Raw genomic sequence first — 15,274 nt, forward strand, 5'->3', positions numbered from 1 at the left:
CCGCCCCGCAACCGCCTTGATCGCGACACTGTTTGGAGCAGCAGTCATGGCAGTCACTCCCCCCGCGACGAGCCACGCGGCGCCCGCCGACCCGCAGCGCCTCACCGTCGACCTCAGCGCCTCCGAGGGCCCGGTGATGCTCGGCGCCAACGGCTCGCTGTACGGGCTAAGCGACGACGGGGTGCCCGGCGATGCCGCGCTGGAGCCCCTGAAGCTCACCAGCATCTCGCAGAAGCCGGAGGGCGGCGCCCAGCACCCCAACGGCGACGCGCTCACGGTCTCGAAGTCGTTCTTCCGCAACGGCGGTGGCGAGATCAACGTGATGATGCAGGACGTCTACGCCAAGTGGCCGTACGAGGACCTCGGCATCGACGACTACCTCCCCAGGGTCGACAAGATCGTCGAGGCGGTCTCGGCCGACCCGAACAGCGACCGCTTCGTCTACATCCCGTTCAACGAGCCCGACCAGATCTGGTACGAGCTCGGCGTCGAGGACCAGGCGCAGTACGAGAAGAACCGCGACCGGTTCTTGGGGGACTGGAAGACGGTCCACCACCGGATCCGCGCGATCGACCCGGACGCGCGGATAGCCGGCCCCAACGAAGCCGCCTACCACCCGCGTCTGCTGAGGGACTTCCTCGCCTTCGCCAAGCGGGAGGACGTGCTGCCCCAGGTGATGACGTGGCACGAGCTGGACTCCGGATCCCTGCGTGACTTCCAGGCGCACTACGACGACTACCGGCAGCTGGAGCGCGCGGCGGGCGTCCCACCACTGAGGATCAGCATCGACGAGTACGCCAACCGCCGCGACCTGTCCGTGCCCGGGCAGCTGGTGCAGTGGGTGTCCATGTTCGAGCGCAACAAGGTGTACGCGAACATGGCGTACTGGGACGCCGCCGGCAATCTCAGCGGCCATGTGGTGCGCTCCAACGTCCCCAACGGCGGCTGGTGGCTGCTGCGCTGGTACGCGGGCCTGACCGGTGACACCGTGAAGGTGACGCCGCCGCGGCCGAACACCGTCGACACGCTCCAGGCTCTCGCCTCCCTCGACACCTCCCGCCGCCAGGCCCAGGTGCTGCTCGGCGGCTCGGACGGTGACGCGGACGTCGTCGTGCGCCATGTCCCCCGGTCCGTGTTCGGCCGTACGGTGACGGCGACCGTCGCCGAGGCCGCCTGGTCGGGTTACGAAGGGCAGCACGCGGCGCCGCGCGTCCTGGCGCGCACCGAGGTGAGGGTCGCGGACGACGGTTCGGTGACGGTCCCGCTCCGCGGCCTGCACCGGATGTCCGCGTACCGCGTCGTCCTCACACCCGGTGGCTCCGCAAGCCCCTCCCCCGCCTCCGTCCCCTGGTCGGCCTCGTACGAGGCCGAGGACGCGGCCATCACCGACGGCAAGGTCCACACGCACGGCACGGTCCACAACGCCAACGGCTACGCGGCCTCCGGCACCAAGGACGTCGGCTCCCTCGACCGGCCCGGCAGCAAGGTCGCCTTCTCGGTGACGGTGCCGAAGGACGGCATGTACGACCTGGCCATCCTGTACGGCAACCAGTCCGGCGGGCCGGCCACTCAGCAGCTGTCCATCGACGGTGGCGACCCGGTCACGGTCACCTACCCCTCCACCGAGAACTGGACGTACCGCGCCAGGAAGGACGTCCGCATCCGACTGCGGGCGGGCGAACACCTGTTGACGCTGGCCAAGGGTGACGCCGAGGTCACGCTCGACCGCATCGACCTGACGGCCCGTACCGCCGCCGACTCCACGTCGTACGAGGCGACGCTGGCGGACATCAGCGGCAGACCGTCGTACGACTACTCGTCCTCGGCCGGCGTCGGCACGGGCGCCCTCGTCCTGCGCACCGGTGACAAGGCGGTGTTCGACGTCTACGCGCCGCGCGACGGCTATTACACGGTGACCTCGCGGGCCACGGCGGCCGTCGAGCTCAGCCTGCACGGTGAGACGGTCACCGCGGCTCCCGACCACCCGCTGCGGCTCTACCTCCTCGCGGGCAACAACCGCCTGGCGATGACATCGGGCCACGCGGCCGTCCGCTCCCTGGACGTCTCGGGCGACGGCTCGACGACCGGCACCCTGTCCCGCGCGGGCGCCTCGGCCACCCTCTCGGGCGGCGCCCGGCTCGTGGACTCCCCGCACGCCTTTGCGGGCTCGTACATCGGCCGGCTGGGCAACAGCCCCTACAGCACCGCCGAGTTCACGGTGGACGCTCCCCGGTCCGGCCGCTACCTGCTGGTCGTCCACTACGCGCACGACGACCGCCGCGACAACGGCCACGCCTACAACACGGACATCATGTCCCGTACGGCGGACGTCACGGTGGGCTCCGCGGCACCGCTGAAGGTGACCTTCAAGAACACCTGGAGCTGGGACGACTACTGGACCGTGGGCGTCCCGGTCGACCTGGTCAAGGGCGCCAACAAGGTGACGTTCGGCAACGCGAGCGCCTGGGCGCCGAACATCGACCGGATCGAACTGGGCCGAGTCATCGGCTGACCACGGCCCGCCGCGACCCGGGCCGAGGGGCCCCGGGTCGCCCGTCTCATCCCAGCAGGTCCAGCGCGCGCTCCCACCCGAAGTCCGGGCGCTCACCGCCCACCCCGGCCTCGCCGGTGTACGGCTGGCCGAAGCGCACTCCCATCCCCCTGAGCCGTATCAGGCTCTCCTGGTACGCCGGATGGGCGGCCAGGGCGTCGGCGACGCAGGGCAGGGCCGCGATGGGGACGCCGAGGCCGTACGCCTCGCTGAGGGTCCCCAGAGCCAGCGTGTCGGCGATACCGGCGGCCCACTTGTTGACGGTGTTGAAGGTGGCCGGTGCCACGACGACGGCGTCGGGCGTGGGGAAGGGGCGCGGGTCGGCGGGCGTACGCCATGCGGACCGCACCGGACGGCCGGTGAGGGCCTCGACGGCGGCGGTGTCGAGGAAGCCGTTCGTCGCGACCGGCGTCGCGATGACACCGACCTCCCAGTCCCGCTGCTGCGCGGCGGTGATGAGCTCGCTGACGTCCCGGGCGATGCCGGCGGCGCAGACGACGACGTAGAGGAAGGGCTTCGGGGCCTGTGGGGTCACTCGGGAACCCTACTCAACGCGCTCGGGGCCAGGTCGTGTCCGTACGGTCCCGCCGTCCGCGCGCGGGGCTGTGCGGACTGTGCGGACAGCACTAACGCACGGGGGAGGCCGACCCGCGCTCGTTCTCGGGCCGCGGGCCGTGGATGCGGCGCTGACCCTCCTCGATCGGCACGTCGTTGATGCTCGCCTCGCGCCGGGTCATGAGGCCGTGGCCGTCGAACTCCCACAACTCGTTGCCGTACGAGCGCCACCACCGGCCGTCGGGGTCCTGGCACTCGTACTGGAAGCGGACCGCGATGCGGTTGCCGTCGAAGGCCCACAGGTCCTTGCGCAGCGCGTACTGCCGCTCCCGCGCCCACTTCGCGGTGAGGAAGGCGACGATCTCGGCGCGACCGGTGAGGAAGGTGTCGCGGTTGCGCCACACCGAGTCCTGCGAGTAGGCGAGCGCCACCCGGTGCGGGTCCCTGGTGTTCCAGGCGTCCTCGGCGGCCTGCACCTTCTGTGCGGCGCTCTCACGGGTGAACGGCGGCAGGGGCGGGCGGGCGGTCATGGCGTCCTCCAAGGCCGGGCGCGCTGGGCGCGGCATGCGGAGAACGTACGTTCTCCGGCGGGCTGCTACCGTAGGAGAACGTACGTTCTCTCGTCAAGGAGTGGGTCGTCCATGGACAGCGCAACCGCCCGGGAGCACGCACTGGACGCCGCGGAGAGGCTGTTCTACGGGCGGGGCATCCAGTCCGTCGGCATGGATGACATCCGGGGCGCGTCCGGGGTCTCGCTCAAGCGGCTCTACCAGCTCTTCCCGGCGAAGGAACAGCTCGTCGAGGCGTACCTGGAGCGACGTGACGTGCGCTGGCGCGCGCTCCTCGCCGCCCATGTGGAGCGGCACGCGGACCCCGAGCGGCGGATCCTGGCCGTGTACGACTGGCTGGAGGAGTGGTTCGGGCAGGAGGGCTTCCGCGGGTGCGCCTGGATCAACTCGTACGGGGAGCTGGGGGCGCGGTCGGAGCGGGTGGCGGACCAGGTCCGGGCGCACAAGCGGGCGTTCCGCGACTACCTCGCCTCCTTGGTGACCGGGGCGGGGCTGCCCGAGGCCCTCGCCGGGCCGCTGTACCTGCTGGCCGAGGGCGCCATGGTCACGGCGGGCATCACCGGCGGTACGCGACCGGCCGCCGAGGCCCGGGAGGCGGCGCGGTCTTTGCTGGCGGCGCGCTGAGGCGGGCCCGACCTCGGGGTGCGGGCCCGCCACGGTCGTGACCGCCGGGCGCTGTGCCCGGCGTCAACTCCCGTTTTCCGACACGGTGATGGCGCTGACCGGACAGGCCCGGGCGGCCTCCCGGACCATCGGGTCGCCGCCGCCGTCCTCCATGCCGGGCAGCAGGGTGCTGAAGCCGTCGTCGTCCTGCGTGAAGACGGACGGGGCGGCGAGGGCGCACTGGCCGGCGCCCACACAGAGGTCGTGGTCGATGTCGATGTGCAGGTCGCGCGTTTCGCGCGTTCCGTCTGATTCGTGCGTTTCGTTGTGCATGACCGGAGCCTCTTACCAGGCCACGGGGAGTTCCAGCATCCCCTGGATCGTGTCGCCGGGTTTGAAGGGGATTTCCTCCGCAGGGACGGCCAGGCGCAGGGTCGGCAGCCGGTCGAGGAGGGAGCCCAGGGCTATCTCCATCTCGGCCCGGGCCAGGTTCTGACCGAGGCACTGGTGGATACCGAACCCGAAGCCGAGGTGGTGACGGGCAGGCCGGTGCCAGTCCAGGGCGTCGGGGTCCGGGTAGACGGCCTCGTCGCGGTTGACCACCGAGGTGGAGAAGATCACGCCGTCGCCGGCCCGGATCGTCTCGCCGGCCGCCTCGATGTCCTCCACGGCGACCCTCAGCAGGCCGTCGGCGATCGACAGCAGCCGCATCAGCTCCTCCACGGCGGCGGGCACCAGCCCCGGGTCGGCGCGCAACTCGGCCATCCGGTCGGGGTGCTGGAGGAGGGTGAAGGTGCCGAGGGAGATCATGTTGGCGGTCGTCTCGTGGCCGGCGACCAGCAGGATGATCGCGATCGCGATGAGCAGCTCGCGGTCCAGCTCACCGTCCCGCAGCTGCTGGTGCACGAGTTCGTCGAGGACACCGTCGCCGGGCTCCCGCTGCCGCTGCTTGCGGTCGATCAGCTCCTCGAAGTACGCCTCCATGCGCTCGCGCGCGTCCAGGGAGTCGGCGGCCGTCGGGCCCCGCAGCAGCCGGCGGGACTGATCCTCGAAGAACTCGTGGTCCGCGTAGGGGACGCCGAGCAGGGCGCAGATCACCATCGAGGGCACCGGCAGGGCGAAGGCGCTCACCAGCTCGGCCGGAGGCCCCTGGGCGATCATCGCGTCGAGCCGTTCGTCCACGACCTGCTGGATCCGCGGACGCAGGGCGGCCGCTCGCTTGAGACTGAAGCTGGGGATCATCATCCGCCGCTGGACGCGGTGTTCGGGGTCGTCGACGCCCAGCAGCGCGGTCCTGCGGCGGCGGACCTCCGCGAAACGCGCGACGGGCCACGGGAAGTCGGGACGCCGGGGGTCCGAGGACAGGCGCTGGTCGGCCAGCAGGGTGCGGGCGAGGGCGTGACCGGTGACCATCCAGACGAGGCGGCCGTCGTAGAGCTTCACCCGGGTGAGCGGGCGCGCGTCGCGCAGGGGGGCGTAGGCGGTGGGCGGGTGGTAGGGGCAGTTACGGCTCGCGGGGAAGGCGACGGGGTGCGATTCCGTCCCGCCCGCCCCCTCTGCCATGACCGTCATATCCGTCGTGTCTGTCACGGAAGACCTCGCAGACGAAGGGTGGTCGTGCCGATCTTCATTAGATGCCCGAGGCACCTAGAGGGCCACGACAAGTTCGGCCAGATCGAGCGCACCGGCAATCTGGCCGAAGATCGCCGCACCGGCGTCCGATCACCCGGACGGCGCGACGGACGCTCCGGGAAAACCGCTTGTCGCAGGGCGGCCGCTGCCCGCAGAATCCGGCCATGCCTACGACCATCGCCTTCCTGCCGCTGACCGCCGCCGCCCTGCCGACGCGGTACCAGCAGCAGACCGGCGTCCCCCGGAGGCCAACGCCCTGCGCGTCGTGACCGCCGCACTCGTCGCGGGCCTGCTCGCGGGGTACGGCATCGCCGTCCCGGTCGGCGCGGTCGCGACCTACCTCGTCTCCCTCACCGCCCGCACCTCCCTGCGGACCGGGATCTGCGCCGCGCTCGGCGTCGCGACGGCGGACGGGCTCTACGCCCTCGTGGCCGCCCTGGGAGGCTCGGCCCTCGCCCCCGCGCTGCGCCCGGTCCTGACGCCGCTGCGCTGGGCGTCCGCCCTGGTCCTTGCCGTACTCGCGGTCAGGGGCGCCGTCGTCGCCGTACGCCGCTACCGCGACCACCGGCTCGCCGCCCCACGCTCGACGCCCCCTCCCCCGAGCCCGGCGCGCGCCTACCTGGCGCTGCTCGGCATCACCGTGCTCAACCCGACCACCGTCATCTACTTCACGGCACTCGTCCTCGGCACCCGGGCGACGGACCCCTTGTCGCCGCTGGAACAGGGCGTGTTCGTCCTGGCGGCGTTCGCCGCGTCGGCGAGCTGGCAACTGCTGCTCGCCGGCGGCGGGGCCTTGCTGGGGCGGGTACTGACGGGACATCGGGGGCGGCTGCTGACGGCGCTGGTGTCGAGCGGCGTGATCCTTGCGCTGGCCGTGCGGATGCTCGGGTAGCCGCACCTGTGTCCGGGGCCCGCAGGATGAATCCCGCGCGCCCCGGTGTTGAGGATCGACGTCAGCCGACAGGATCACGACGACGGGACCGACGACATGCCTCTCGATGGCGAGTACGCGCCCAGCCCGACCAAGTGGGTGCGCGACCAGGTGGAGCTGTACGAGAGCTCCGGCGGCACCAAGGGGACGACCATGCAGGGAATGCCGGTCGTCCTGCTCACCACCCGGGGTGCGAGGAGCGGCAAGCTCCGCAAGACGCCGCTGATGCGCGTCGAGCACGAGGGCCGTTACGCCGTGGTGGCCTCGCTCGGCGGGGCACCCGAGCACCCGGTCTGGTACCACAACGTCAAGGCCGACCCCCATGTGGAGCTGCAGGACGGGCCGGTGAAGCGGGACATGAGGGCCCGTGAGGTCACCGGTGCGGAGAAGGCGCGGTGGTGGGAGCGTGCCGTGGCGGCGTATCCGCCCTACGCCGACTACCAGAAGAAGACCGACCGGGTGATCCCGGTCTTCGTGCTGGAGCCGCTCGACCAGGACTGAGCGGCCCGGCAGCGCGTCCCGTACCGGTTTCCCGGAATTTTTTCCGTCAGGGCGCATGAACCCGCGTTCGTCGGGCACACGTGCGTCAGGCCCCGCCGCGCTCCCCCGTCGCGGCGGGGCTTCCTTGTGCCTCGCAGGCGGAGCGTTCGGTCACGTCGAGGAAGATCTGGTCGGCCTCGGCGACGGTACGGGCTATGGACCGCTTGATCCGCACGGCGACCTCCTCGACCTGTTCGCTGTCGAGGCCGGGCACCAGGTCGACGCGGGCGGCCACCAGAGCCGTCTCCAGGCCGGTCTGCATGGTGAAGAGCGCCTCCACGCTGTCGATCTCGGGCTGTGCCTGGAGCAGGGCACGGATCCGGGCGGCGGCCTCCGGATCGGCGGCCTGCCCGATCAACTGGTCGCGGGCGTCACGCCCGAGCCGGTAGGCGACGTACACCAGCAGCGCGCCGATCGCGAGGGAGGCGGACGCCTCCCACACGACCTGGCCGGTGACCATGTGCAGCGCCATGCCGGCGAGGGCCAGGGTCACGCCCAGCACCGCCGTGCCGTCCTCGGCGACCACCGTGCGCAGAGCCGGGTCGCGCAGTCCGTCGCCCAGGCCGCCCTGCCGGCGCACCTGGTGCAGGGCCCGCAGCAGTGACACTCCCTCGGCCACCAGGGCGACACCGAGGACGATCATGCCCGCCACATAGCCGCCGAACGACTCCTCCGCGCCCCCGCGCAGGGCCTCCACGCCCTGGTAGAAGGAGAAGCAGCCGCCCATCACGAAGATGCCGACGGCCGCGAGCAACGACCAGAAGAAGCGTTCCTTGCCGTAGCCGAAGGGGTGGCGGCTGTCGGCAGGGCGTCGGCTGCGGCGCAGCGCGGCCAGGAGGAAGACCTCGTTCAGGCTGTCCGCCACGGAGTGGGCCGCCTCGGACAGCAGGGCGGGCGAGTGGGCGAGGAGGCCGCCGATCGTCTTGGCGATCGCGATGACGAGGTTGGCCGCGAGGGCCACCAGCACGGTCACTCGGGTGGTGCGATCCGTCTTCGGTGCCTTGGGCGTGTCGGTCATTGAACGCTGATTGCCCCAGCCGATCGGGCTCACACCCGTGCCGTCGGCGTAAATCGGGGGACCCGTCGGTACAACGGGGGCCCGGAAGGACGGGGAACCCTGCTACGGCAGAGGGCGTACGTCAGAGAGGAGTCCGATCATGAGCGGCGGGGGCAACACCGCGTACGGGCGGACATCGTTCCAGCGGTCGAAGGCCCACTTCACCGACCGGATCACCGCTGACGGCCGGGACGGCTGGCCCGTGGAGGCGGGCCGCTACCGGCTGGTGGTCAGCCGCGCCTGCCCGTGGGCGAGCCGGGCGGTGATCTCGCGCCGGCTGCTCGGGCTGGAGGACGCCCTGCCGATGGCGATCACCGACCCGATCCAGGACGACCGCAGCTGGCGGTTCTCCCTCGACCCGGGTGGACGCGACCCGGTCCTCGGCATCCGCTTCCTCAGCGAGGCCTACGACAAGCGTGAGAGCGACTATCCGGGCGGCGTCAGCGTGCCCGCGATCGTGGACGTGCCGAGCGGGCGGCTGGTGACCAACGACTACCAGCGGATCACGCTCGACCTCGCCACCGAGTGGACGGCCCTGCACCGCGAGGGCGCGCCCGACCTCTACCCGCCGGCGCTGCGCGACGAGATCGACGCCGTGACGGCCGACGTCTACGAGGACGTCAACAACGGTGTGTACCGGGCGGGCTTCGCCACCGGCCAGGAGGAGTACGAGGGGGCGTGCACACGGCTCTTCCGGCGGCTGGAACTGCTGTCCGAGCGGCTGGCCGACCGGCGGTACCTGGTCGGGGAGACGATCACGGAGGCGGACATCCGGCTGTTCACCACACTGGTGCGTTTCGACGCCGTCTATCACGGTCACTTCAAGTGCAATCGCTGGAAGCTGACGGAGAACCAGGTCCTGTGGGCGTACGCGCGTGATCTCTACCAGACGCCCGGATTCGGTGACACCGTCAACTTCGACCACATCAAACGGCACTACTACCAGGTGCACAGCGGCATCAACCCGACCGGAATCGTGCCCCTCGGGCCGGATCTGTCGGGCTGGCTGACACCGCATCGTCGTGAGGAACTGGGTGGCAGGCCGTTCGGTGACGGCACGCCACCCGGGCCGGTTCCCGGGCCCGAGGTGGTCCCGGAACGGGGACGGCCCTGACCATGAAGGAGGCGCAGACACACATGGCCAAGAAGAAGATGACACTCCCGCTCGCCTACAAGCCCGTGGGGTTCGCACTGGGCTGGGCGAGCGGGGCGCTCGCGGGGCTCGCCTTCCGCAAGACCTGGATGGCGATCCGGCACGAGGAGGACGCCCCCGACGCCCTGGACCGCGACCGCGGCTGGGGGGAGATCCTGCTGGCGGCCGCGGTCCAGGGCGCCCTCTTCGCGATGGCCCGCAGCCTCGCGGACCGCACGGGCGCGAAGGCCATCGAGCGCTCGACGGGGGTGTGGCCGGTCAGCGAGAAGGGCGGACGGGACTGAGGAGCGCTCCTTCGCCGGGCCGGCCGGACGGGACTGAGGAGCGCTCCTCGCCGGGCCGGCCGGACGGGCCTCAGCCCTGCTTCGGTGCCGTGGCCGCGACCCGGCGCAGGGTGAAGGAGTGGCCGGCCGGGTCGGCGTACCCGCGTTCCTCGTACGGGCCCGGCGCCTCCTTCGCCTCCAGCGGACGGCCACCGAGCCCGACGATCCTGCGCTCGGCCTCGTCCAGGTCGTCCACCACGAAGTCCAGGTGGGCCTGGAGGGAGTTCTCGGGGCGCGGCCAGCTCGGCGGAGTGGCGTTCATGTCGCGGCGGAACGCCATCCGGGTTCCGTCCGCACCCCTGATCTCGACGAGGTTGGCGCTCGCGTCGGTCTGCTCGCCTTCCAGCAGTTGCGTGTAGAACACGGCGAGCTTCTCGGGCTCGGCACAGTCGAGCACCACGAAGCCCGCTTTCACCAATGGCATGGCTCCTCCGGAGTGTCCTGGGCGCGGCACGGTCCTGCCCCGCGCCCTGTTCCCTCCGGGTGTCCCGGCCAGGCCGTTTCAGTCCGCCACCAGCCACTGCCCGTTCCGCATCAGTTCCCGCCCGTCCAGTTCGTCGGCCTCCCGCCAGGCCTGCACCCGAAGCGGCCGGACCCGGAAGTACAGGTAGCGCGTGGTCAGTCGACGCGGATCGAAGCCGGTCTTCGCCGCGAAGAGGTCACCCTCCTCCTGGTCCAGCTCCGCCAGGGGGATCGTGTCGACCGTGCCCTCGATCATGACGACGTCCCTGGTCGGCCCGATACCCAGGCGGGTTCTGCCGGTCGCTGCCAGGTTCCGGCCGGTCGGGCCGGCCGCGGGCGTGGCGAGCAGCAGCGTCGAGCCGTCCCAGCGGAAGGAGAGCGGGACGAGGTACGGCACTCCCCCCGCGGCGTCGGCCGTGGCGACCCACACGTCCTCATCGTGCTCCAGACGGTGCAGGGTGTCCTGCTTGCGCTGCTCGGCGGTGCGCGGGGGCGGCGGGGTCATCGGTGAACGGCCTCCTCGTGGGACGGATCTGACGGTGTGTCCATGATGGCCGCCGGGTTCGCGGGCCGGGAACGGAGTTCGGTGAGCCGGGCCGCCGCGGCTCGCAGCAGCAGGTCCAGGACAGCCGGGTAGGAGCTGTGCCGCATCTCCGCCACGAGGTGCCGGGCGGTGGCGGCGATGTGCGGGTGGGTGTCGGCCGGCAGCCGGGCGTACGTCGCCCGCCAGACGGCCGTCTCCGCTGACCGCGCGGCCTCGGGCATCGCCGCGCTCGCCGAGTCGAGGGCGCCGTGCGCGAGGGCCTGGTCGACGAACGCGTGGTAGATCCGCACCGCCTCGACGTCGGGGAACCCGGCGCCGCGCAGCACGCCGAGGATGGTCTCGACGGCCTGGATCTCGTGGACCCGCCCGGTCACCCGGTACGAGCTGAGCACCGCCGCACGGGGGTGGGCGAGGGCACCGGCGTGCATGCGCAGGCCGAGGTCGCGCAGGTCGGTCTGCCAGTCGCCGGTGGGGCGCCAGGTGCGCAGGGTACGGCCGATGAGTTCGTCGGCGATGGCGAGCATCAGGTCGTCGGTGTGCCGGAAGTACCGGTACAGGGAGCTGGGGTCGGCGCCGAGGGCGCGGCCGAGGCGGCGCACCGACAGGGCGTCGGCACCGTGCTCCTCGATGAGCCTGAGGGCCGTCTCGACGATCAGCTCCTCGGACAGGACGACGCCCTGCTTGGTGGGGCGCCTGCGACGGCGTGCGCCGGGCGGGACGACGCGCTCGGTCATGGACTGCCTCCCTGTCGGCGGTGCCCGCACTTTATGACAACACCGTTGACCTGTTAAGTCCCCCGGCAGTTTCATGTCCGCTCATCGGGGCCGCCCAGGCCCCCGGTGCGAGCGGAGACCGCCATGCCCGGCAAGCACGATCAAGTCGACCCACCCGCGCAGCCCGCGCTGCGCAGGTCCCTCGGTGTCCTGGACGGCGTCGCCATCGCCGCCTCCAGCACGGCCGCGACCACCAGCATCGGTATCGGGCTCGGCGTCACGGCCGGTGTGGTCGGGCTGCATCTGCCGGCGATCATGCTGCTGGCGTTCCTGCCGGTCCTCGGCATCGCGGGCGCCTACGCGCGGCTCAACCGCGTCGAGCCGAACGCGGGCAACGGCTATGTGTGGGTGGGCCGTTCACTCACGCCGTGGCTGGGCTTCATGGTCGGCTGGGTGAACATCGTGGCCGTGGTGGCGTTCCTCGCCTACACCACCGCGGTCACCGGCTCGGCGCTGATCCAGCTGGCGGGCGACGCCGGAGTGCACCGGCTGGGCGGCCTCGCCCTGGACGCGGGTTCGACCGCGCAGACCACGGCGGTCGGCGTCCTGGTCCTGATCGCCGTCACGCTGACCGCCGTGACCGGCATCCGCACCGCCGCGCGGCTCCAGGCGGGACTGCTGGTCTTCGAGTACGTCGTTCTGCTGGGCTTTTGCGGATACGGCATCGTCACCGGCCCGCACGACTTCAGCCTGAGCTGGTTCGACCCGTTCGCCATTCCGTCGGCCACGGCGCTGGCGCAGGGGCTGCTGCTGTCGGTGTTCTGCTACTGGGGGTTCGAGTCGGCGTTCAGCGTCAACGAGGAGGTGCGTGACCCGCGCGACGCCTCCCGGGCCGGGCTCACCACCCTGTTCACCATGCTGGCCCTCTTCCTGCTGGGTTCGGTCGCCTTCCAACGGGTGCTGTCCGAGGAGGAGCTGGTCGGCCACGGCGCCGAGGGCCTGGCCTTCTTCGGCGAGCGGCTGGCGTCCCAGCCGTGGGCTGCGCTCCCCCTGATCGCCCTGATGTTCTCGGCGGTGGCCTCGCTGCAGGCCGGGGTGATCCCGACGGCACGGGCGATGTTCGCGATGAGCCGGGACCGCACGCTCGGGCCGGTGTGGTCCAAGGTCAGCCCCCGGTACGGGACTCCGGCCGCCGGCACGGTGCTCATCGGCGCGCTGGCGGCAACGGTCGCGGCACTCGCGCTGGTCATTGAGCGGCTCGCCGACATGATCATGGCGACGGTGAGCGCCGTCGGCATCGTGGTGGCCCTGTCGTACGCGCTCACCGCCCTCGCGGCCGCCGTGCGCTTTCGTTCGCTCCTGCGTGAGGACTGGCGCCAGGGCGTACGGGCGGTGGTGTTGCCCGCGCTCAGCGCGGCGGCCCTCCTCGGCCTCGGCGGCTACCTCGGCTGGTCCTTCTACACCTCCGCCGACCACTTCGAGGTCAGCGCCGACAACGGCTGGTTCCTGCTGGCCACCCCCCTGGCGATGATCGCGTCGGGCTTCGTGGCCGCCGCGTGGGCCAGGTGGGTGCGCAGGTCGCCGTACTTCCGTACCGGCAAGGGCACCGACGCCGACGCGCCGCAGCTCCTCGCCACCTCCCGATGACCCCGACCAGGAAACGGAACATGCACGCAGATCTGCTCTTCACCGGCGGTCCCGTCCTCACCCCCGAGGGTCGTACCGCGACCGCCGTGGCCGTAACCGGCGACCGCATCACGGCCGTAGGACGCGAGGAGGTGCACGATCTCGCCGGGCCACGGACCGAGGTGGTGGACCTCGCCGGGCGGCTGCTGCTGCCCGGCTTCCAGGACGCACATGTGCATCCGGTGCCGGCCGGACTGGAGCTCACCCAGTGCGATCTGACCGGGGCGAAGACGGCCGACGACACCCTCGCCGCGGTGCGCGCGTATGCCGACGCGCACCCCGAGCGGGAGTGGATCACCGGTGGCGGCTGGTCGATGGAGGCCTTCGAGGGCGGTACGCCGACGAGGGATCTGCTGGACGCGGTGGTGCCCGACCGGCCGGTGTATCTGCCCAACCGCGACCATCACGGCGCCTGGGTCAACGGCCGTGCCCTCGCACTCGCCGGCATCACACGCGACACGCCCGACCCGGCTGACGGGCGGATCGACCGGGACGCCTCCGGTGAGCCGAGCGGCACCTTGCAGGAGGGGGCGATGCAGCTGGTGGGACGGCTCACCCCGGTCGCCACCGCGGCCGACCGGGTGGCAGCCCTGCTGCACGCCCAGCGGCATCTGCACGCCCTCGGGATCACCGCCTGGCAGGACGCGCTGATCGGGTCGTTCCTCGGTATGGACGACGCCTCGGAGGCGTATCTCGCGGCCGCACGGGACGGCTCGCTCACCGCGCGTGTCGTCGGCGCGCTGTGGTGGGACCGCGAGCGCGGAGCCGAGCAGATACCCGAACTGGTCGAGCGGAGGCAGGCGTTGAGCCATGGCCGGTTCCGCGCGGGCAGCGTCAAGCTGATGCTGGACGGCGTCGCCGAGACCGGCACCGCGGCGCTGCTGGACCCCTACCTCGACACCTGCGGGTGCGCCACGGCCAACCGGGGCACGGCCTTCATCGACGCCGAGCAACTTCCCAAGTACGTCACCGAGTTGGATGCGCTCGGCTTCCAGTGCCACTTCCACGCACTGGGCGACCGGGCGGTACGCGACGCGCTGGACGCGATCGAGGCGGCGCGGGCCGCCAACGGGCCGAGCGACACGCGGCCCCACCTGGCGCATCTCCAGGTCGTCCACCCCGTCGACGTGCCGCGTTTCGCCCGGCTCGGGGCGGTCGCGAACATCCAGCCGCTGTGGGCCGCGCACGAACCCCAGATGGACGAGCTGACCATCCCCTTCCTCGGTCCCGAACGGGCCGCGTGGCAGTACCCGTTCGGTGCGCTGCTGCGCTCCGGAGCCCGGCTCGCGGCGGGCAGCGACTGGCCGGTGAGCAGCCCCGATCCGTTGCACGGCATCCATGTGGCGGTCAACCGGGTGGCGCCGGGCGCCGGCGACACGCCGGTGTTCCTGCCCGGCGAACGGATCGGACTCGCCGAGGCGTTGAGCGCGTACACGTCGGGGTCGGCGTATGTGAACCACCTCGACGACACGGGCGAGGTCCGTGCCGGAGCGCTGGCGGACCTCGTGGTCCTGGACCGCGATCCGTTCGACGGGCCGGTCGAGGCGATCGCGGAGACCCGTGTAGCTATCACTTACGTGGGGGGCGCGCGAGTATACGCAGCTCACGGCGGCTGAGCAGTAACGGAGATCACGGTCCGGTTACGCGTAGATCATTTACGCTCTGGGCAGCCTGGTACCGCTTGTCGCTTCAACTTTCGTATGACAAAGACCAGTTCGAGCGCGCGGGTGGTCACGGTGACCGCCCGCGCGCAGAGGCGGGGGGACTCTGCGCTGCCGTCTCCCGAGAGGAAACGCATGCCGCAGGACGTCCGGTTCGATCTCCCTTCGACGAGGGCGAGCCGTTCAGGGGAGACCGCCGGCGGTGTCGCGGACGCGTCTGCCGTGGGCGAGCGGCTCGCCGCGTTCGAGAACCGAGCGGGTACCGCGCGGTTCGTCCCCCGAGCGGCACTGGGG

General features: G+C 71.6%; 16 protein-coding genes. 8 read left to right on the forward strand and 8 right to left on the reverse strand.

The genetic code is table 11. The features are described 5' to 3' along the window. Positions 1-46: 46 nt before the first annotated feature. A complete protein-coding gene (locus ACFYNL_RS20300) occupies positions 47-2,512 on the forward strand; it encodes a cellulosome protein (protein ID WP_388805221.1) in 2,466 nt (821 codons plus the stop codon). A 46-nt stretch (positions 2,513-2,558) separates the two neighbouring features. Here ACFYNL_RS20300 and ACFYNL_RS20305 read toward each other — a convergent pair whose 3' ends face one another. Then, positions 2,559-3,086, reverse strand: a complete 528-nt coding sequence (locus tag ACFYNL_RS20305; protein ID WP_388805224.1) for a flavoprotein — start codon at positions 3,084-3,086, stop codon at positions 2,559-2,561. A 91-nt stretch (positions 3,087-3,177) separates the two neighbouring features. Further along, positions 3,178-3,636 (reverse strand): nuclear transport factor 2 family protein, encoded by a 459-nt coding sequence (locus tag ACFYNL_RS20310; protein WP_388806231.1) that lies wholly within the window; start codon positions 3,634-3,636, stop codon positions 3,178-3,180. 111 nt (positions 3,637-3,747) lie between these two features. Here ACFYNL_RS20310 and ACFYNL_RS20315 point away from each other — a divergent pair, with 111 nt between their 5' ends. After that, the gene (locus tag ACFYNL_RS20315; protein ID WP_388805227.1) at positions 3,748-4,299 is read left to right on the forward strand and encodes a TetR/AcrR family transcriptional regulator; all 552 of its coding nucleotides are present in this window, start codon (positions 3,748-3,750) and stop codon (positions 4,297-4,299) included. Between the two features lie 63 nt (positions 4,300-4,362). On the opposite strand, the gene ACFYNL_RS20320 is transcribed toward ACFYNL_RS20315, so the two are convergent. After that, positions 4,363-4,611 (reverse strand): ferredoxin, encoded by a 249-nt coding sequence (locus ACFYNL_RS20320; protein ID WP_388805230.1) that lies wholly within the window; start codon positions 4,609-4,611, stop codon positions 4,363-4,365. 12 nt (positions 4,612-4,623) lie between these two features. Next, the gene (locus ACFYNL_RS20325) at positions 4,624-5,841 is read right to left on the reverse strand and encodes a cytochrome P450 (protein ID WP_388805233.1); all 1,218 of its coding nucleotides are present in this window, start codon (positions 5,839-5,841) and stop codon (positions 4,624-4,626) included. Positions 5,842-6,175: 334 nt separating this feature from the next. Between ACFYNL_RS20325 and ACFYNL_RS20330 the strand changes: the two genes are divergently transcribed. Both ACFYNL_RS20330 and ACFYNL_RS20335 read left to right on the forward strand, forming a co-directional pair. Continuing rightward, positions 6,176-6,802 (forward strand): LysE family transporter, encoded by a 627-nt coding sequence (locus ACFYNL_RS20330; protein WP_388805236.1) that lies wholly within the window; start codon positions 6,176-6,178, stop codon positions 6,800-6,802. 96 nt (positions 6,803-6,898) lie between these two features. Then, complete coding sequence (locus ACFYNL_RS20335; RefSeq protein ID WP_388805239.1) at positions 6,899-7,342, forward strand: nitroreductase family deazaflavin-dependent oxidoreductase; 444 nt, start codon at positions 6,899-6,901, stop codon at positions 7,340-7,342. An 85-nt stretch (positions 7,343-7,427) separates the two neighbouring features. Here ACFYNL_RS20335 and ACFYNL_RS20340 read toward each other — a convergent pair whose 3' ends face one another. Continuing rightward, the gene (locus ACFYNL_RS20340) at positions 7,428-8,399 is read right to left on the reverse strand and encodes a cation diffusion facilitator family transporter (protein WP_388805242.1); all 972 of its coding nucleotides are present in this window, start codon (positions 8,397-8,399) and stop codon (positions 7,428-7,430) included. Between the two features lie 139 nt (positions 8,400-8,538). On the opposite strand from ACFYNL_RS20340, the gene ACFYNL_RS20345 reads away from it, so the two are divergent. Together ACFYNL_RS20345 and ACFYNL_RS20350 are read left to right on the forward strand one after the other, a co-directional pair. After that, positions 8,539-9,552: a glutathione S-transferase family protein gene (locus tag ACFYNL_RS20345; protein ID WP_388805245.1), complete on the forward strand. Its 1,014-nt coding sequence runs from the start codon at positions 8,539-8,541 to the stop codon at positions 9,550-9,552. A 23-nt stretch (positions 9,553-9,575) separates the two neighbouring features. Continuing rightward, entirely contained in the window at positions 9,576-9,875 is a 300-nt protein-coding gene (locus ACFYNL_RS20350) for a DUF4235 domain-containing protein (RefSeq protein WP_388805248.1), read from the forward strand. Between the two features lie 70 nt (positions 9,876-9,945). Here the strand turns inward: ACFYNL_RS20350 and ACFYNL_RS20355 are convergent, their stop codons facing one another. The 3 genes from ACFYNL_RS20355 to ACFYNL_RS20365 all read right to left on the reverse strand — a co-directional run bounded on the left by ACFYNL_RS20355 (position 9,946) and on the right by ACFYNL_RS20365 (position 11,654). Next, positions 9,946-10,338: a VOC family protein gene (locus tag ACFYNL_RS20355; protein ID WP_388805251.1), complete on the reverse strand. Its 393-nt coding sequence runs from the start codon at positions 10,336-10,338 to the stop codon at positions 9,946-9,948. Between the two features lie 78 nt (positions 10,339-10,416). Continuing rightward, positions 10,417-10,881, reverse strand: a complete 465-nt coding sequence (locus ACFYNL_RS20360) for a pyridoxamine 5'-phosphate oxidase family protein (RefSeq protein WP_388805254.1) — start codon at positions 10,879-10,881, stop codon at positions 10,417-10,419. Beyond that, positions 10,878-11,654, reverse strand: a complete 777-nt coding sequence (locus tag ACFYNL_RS20365; protein ID WP_388805257.1) for a TetR/AcrR family transcriptional regulator — start codon at positions 11,652-11,654, stop codon at positions 10,878-10,880. The genes ACFYNL_RS20360 and ACFYNL_RS20365 overlap by 4 nt, the downstream gene beginning before the upstream one ends. A gap of 123 nt (positions 11,655-11,777) precedes the next feature. On the opposite strand from ACFYNL_RS20365, the gene ACFYNL_RS20370 reads away from it, so the two are divergent. Further along, positions 11,778-13,280, forward strand: a complete 1,503-nt coding sequence (locus ACFYNL_RS20370; protein WP_388805260.1) for an APC family permease — start codon at positions 11,778-11,780, stop codon at positions 13,278-13,280. A 20-nt stretch (positions 13,281-13,300) separates the two neighbouring features. Next, positions 13,301-14,935, forward strand: a complete 1,635-nt coding sequence (locus ACFYNL_RS20375; protein ID WP_388805262.1) for an amidohydrolase — start codon at positions 13,301-13,303, stop codon at positions 14,933-14,935. Positions 14,936-15,274 lie beyond the last annotated feature (339 nt).

Origin of the sequence: Streptomyces sp. NPDC007808, from assembly GCF_042868655.1 — a bacterium.
Classification (GTDB): domain Bacteria; phylum Actinomycetota; class Actinomycetes; order Streptomycetales; family Streptomycetaceae; genus Streptomyces.

Coding starts and splice junctions, on each gene's coding strand:
- ACFYNL_RS20300 (WP_388805221.1), top strand. CDS start 47: ATGGCAGTCACTCCCCCCGCGACGAGCCACGCGGCGCCCGCCGACCCG.
- ACFYNL_RS20310 (WP_388806231.1), bottom strand. CDS start 3,636: ATGACCGCCCGCCCGCCCCTGCCGCCGTTCACCCGTGAGAGCGCCGCA.
- ACFYNL_RS20315 (WP_388805227.1), top strand. CDS start 3,748: ATGGACAGCGCAACCGCCCGGGAGCACGCACTGGACGCCGCGGAGAGG.
- ACFYNL_RS20320 (WP_388805230.1), bottom strand. CDS start 4,611: ATGCACAACGAAACGCACGAATCAGACGGAACGCGCGAAACGCGCGAC.
- ACFYNL_RS20325 (WP_388805233.1), bottom strand. CDS start 5,841: ATGGCAGAGGGGGCGGGCGGGACGGAATCGCACCCCGTCGCCTTCCCC.
- ACFYNL_RS20335 (WP_388805239.1), top strand. CDS start 6,899: ATGCCTCTCGATGGCGAGTACGCGCCCAGCCCGACCAAGTGGGTGCGC.
- ACFYNL_RS20340 (WP_388805242.1), bottom strand. CDS start 8,399: ATGACCGACACGCCCAAGGCACCGAAGACGGATCGCACCACCCGAGTG.
- ACFYNL_RS20345 (WP_388805245.1), top strand. CDS start 8,539: ATGAGCGGCGGGGGCAACACCGCGTACGGGCGGACATCGTTCCAGCGG.
- ACFYNL_RS20350 (WP_388805248.1), top strand. CDS start 9,576: ATGGCCAAGAAGAAGATGACACTCCCGCTCGCCTACAAGCCCGTGGGG.
- ACFYNL_RS20355 (WP_388805251.1), bottom strand. CDS start 10,338: ATGCCATTGGTGAAAGCGGGCTTCGTGGTGCTCGACTGTGCCGAGCCC.
- ACFYNL_RS20360 (WP_388805254.1), bottom strand. CDS start 10,881: ATGACCCCGCCGCCCCCGCGCACCGCCGAGCAGCGCAAGCAGGACACC.
- ACFYNL_RS20365 (WP_388805257.1), bottom strand. CDS start 11,654: ATGACCGAGCGCGTCGTCCCGCCCGGCGCACGCCGTCGCAGGCGCCCC.
- ACFYNL_RS20370 (WP_388805260.1), top strand. CDS start 11,778: ATGCCCGGCAAGCACGATCAAGTCGACCCACCCGCGCAGCCCGCGCTG.
- ACFYNL_RS20375 (WP_388805262.1), top strand. CDS start 13,301: ATGCACGCAGATCTGCTCTTCACCGGCGGTCCCGTCCTCACCCCCGAG.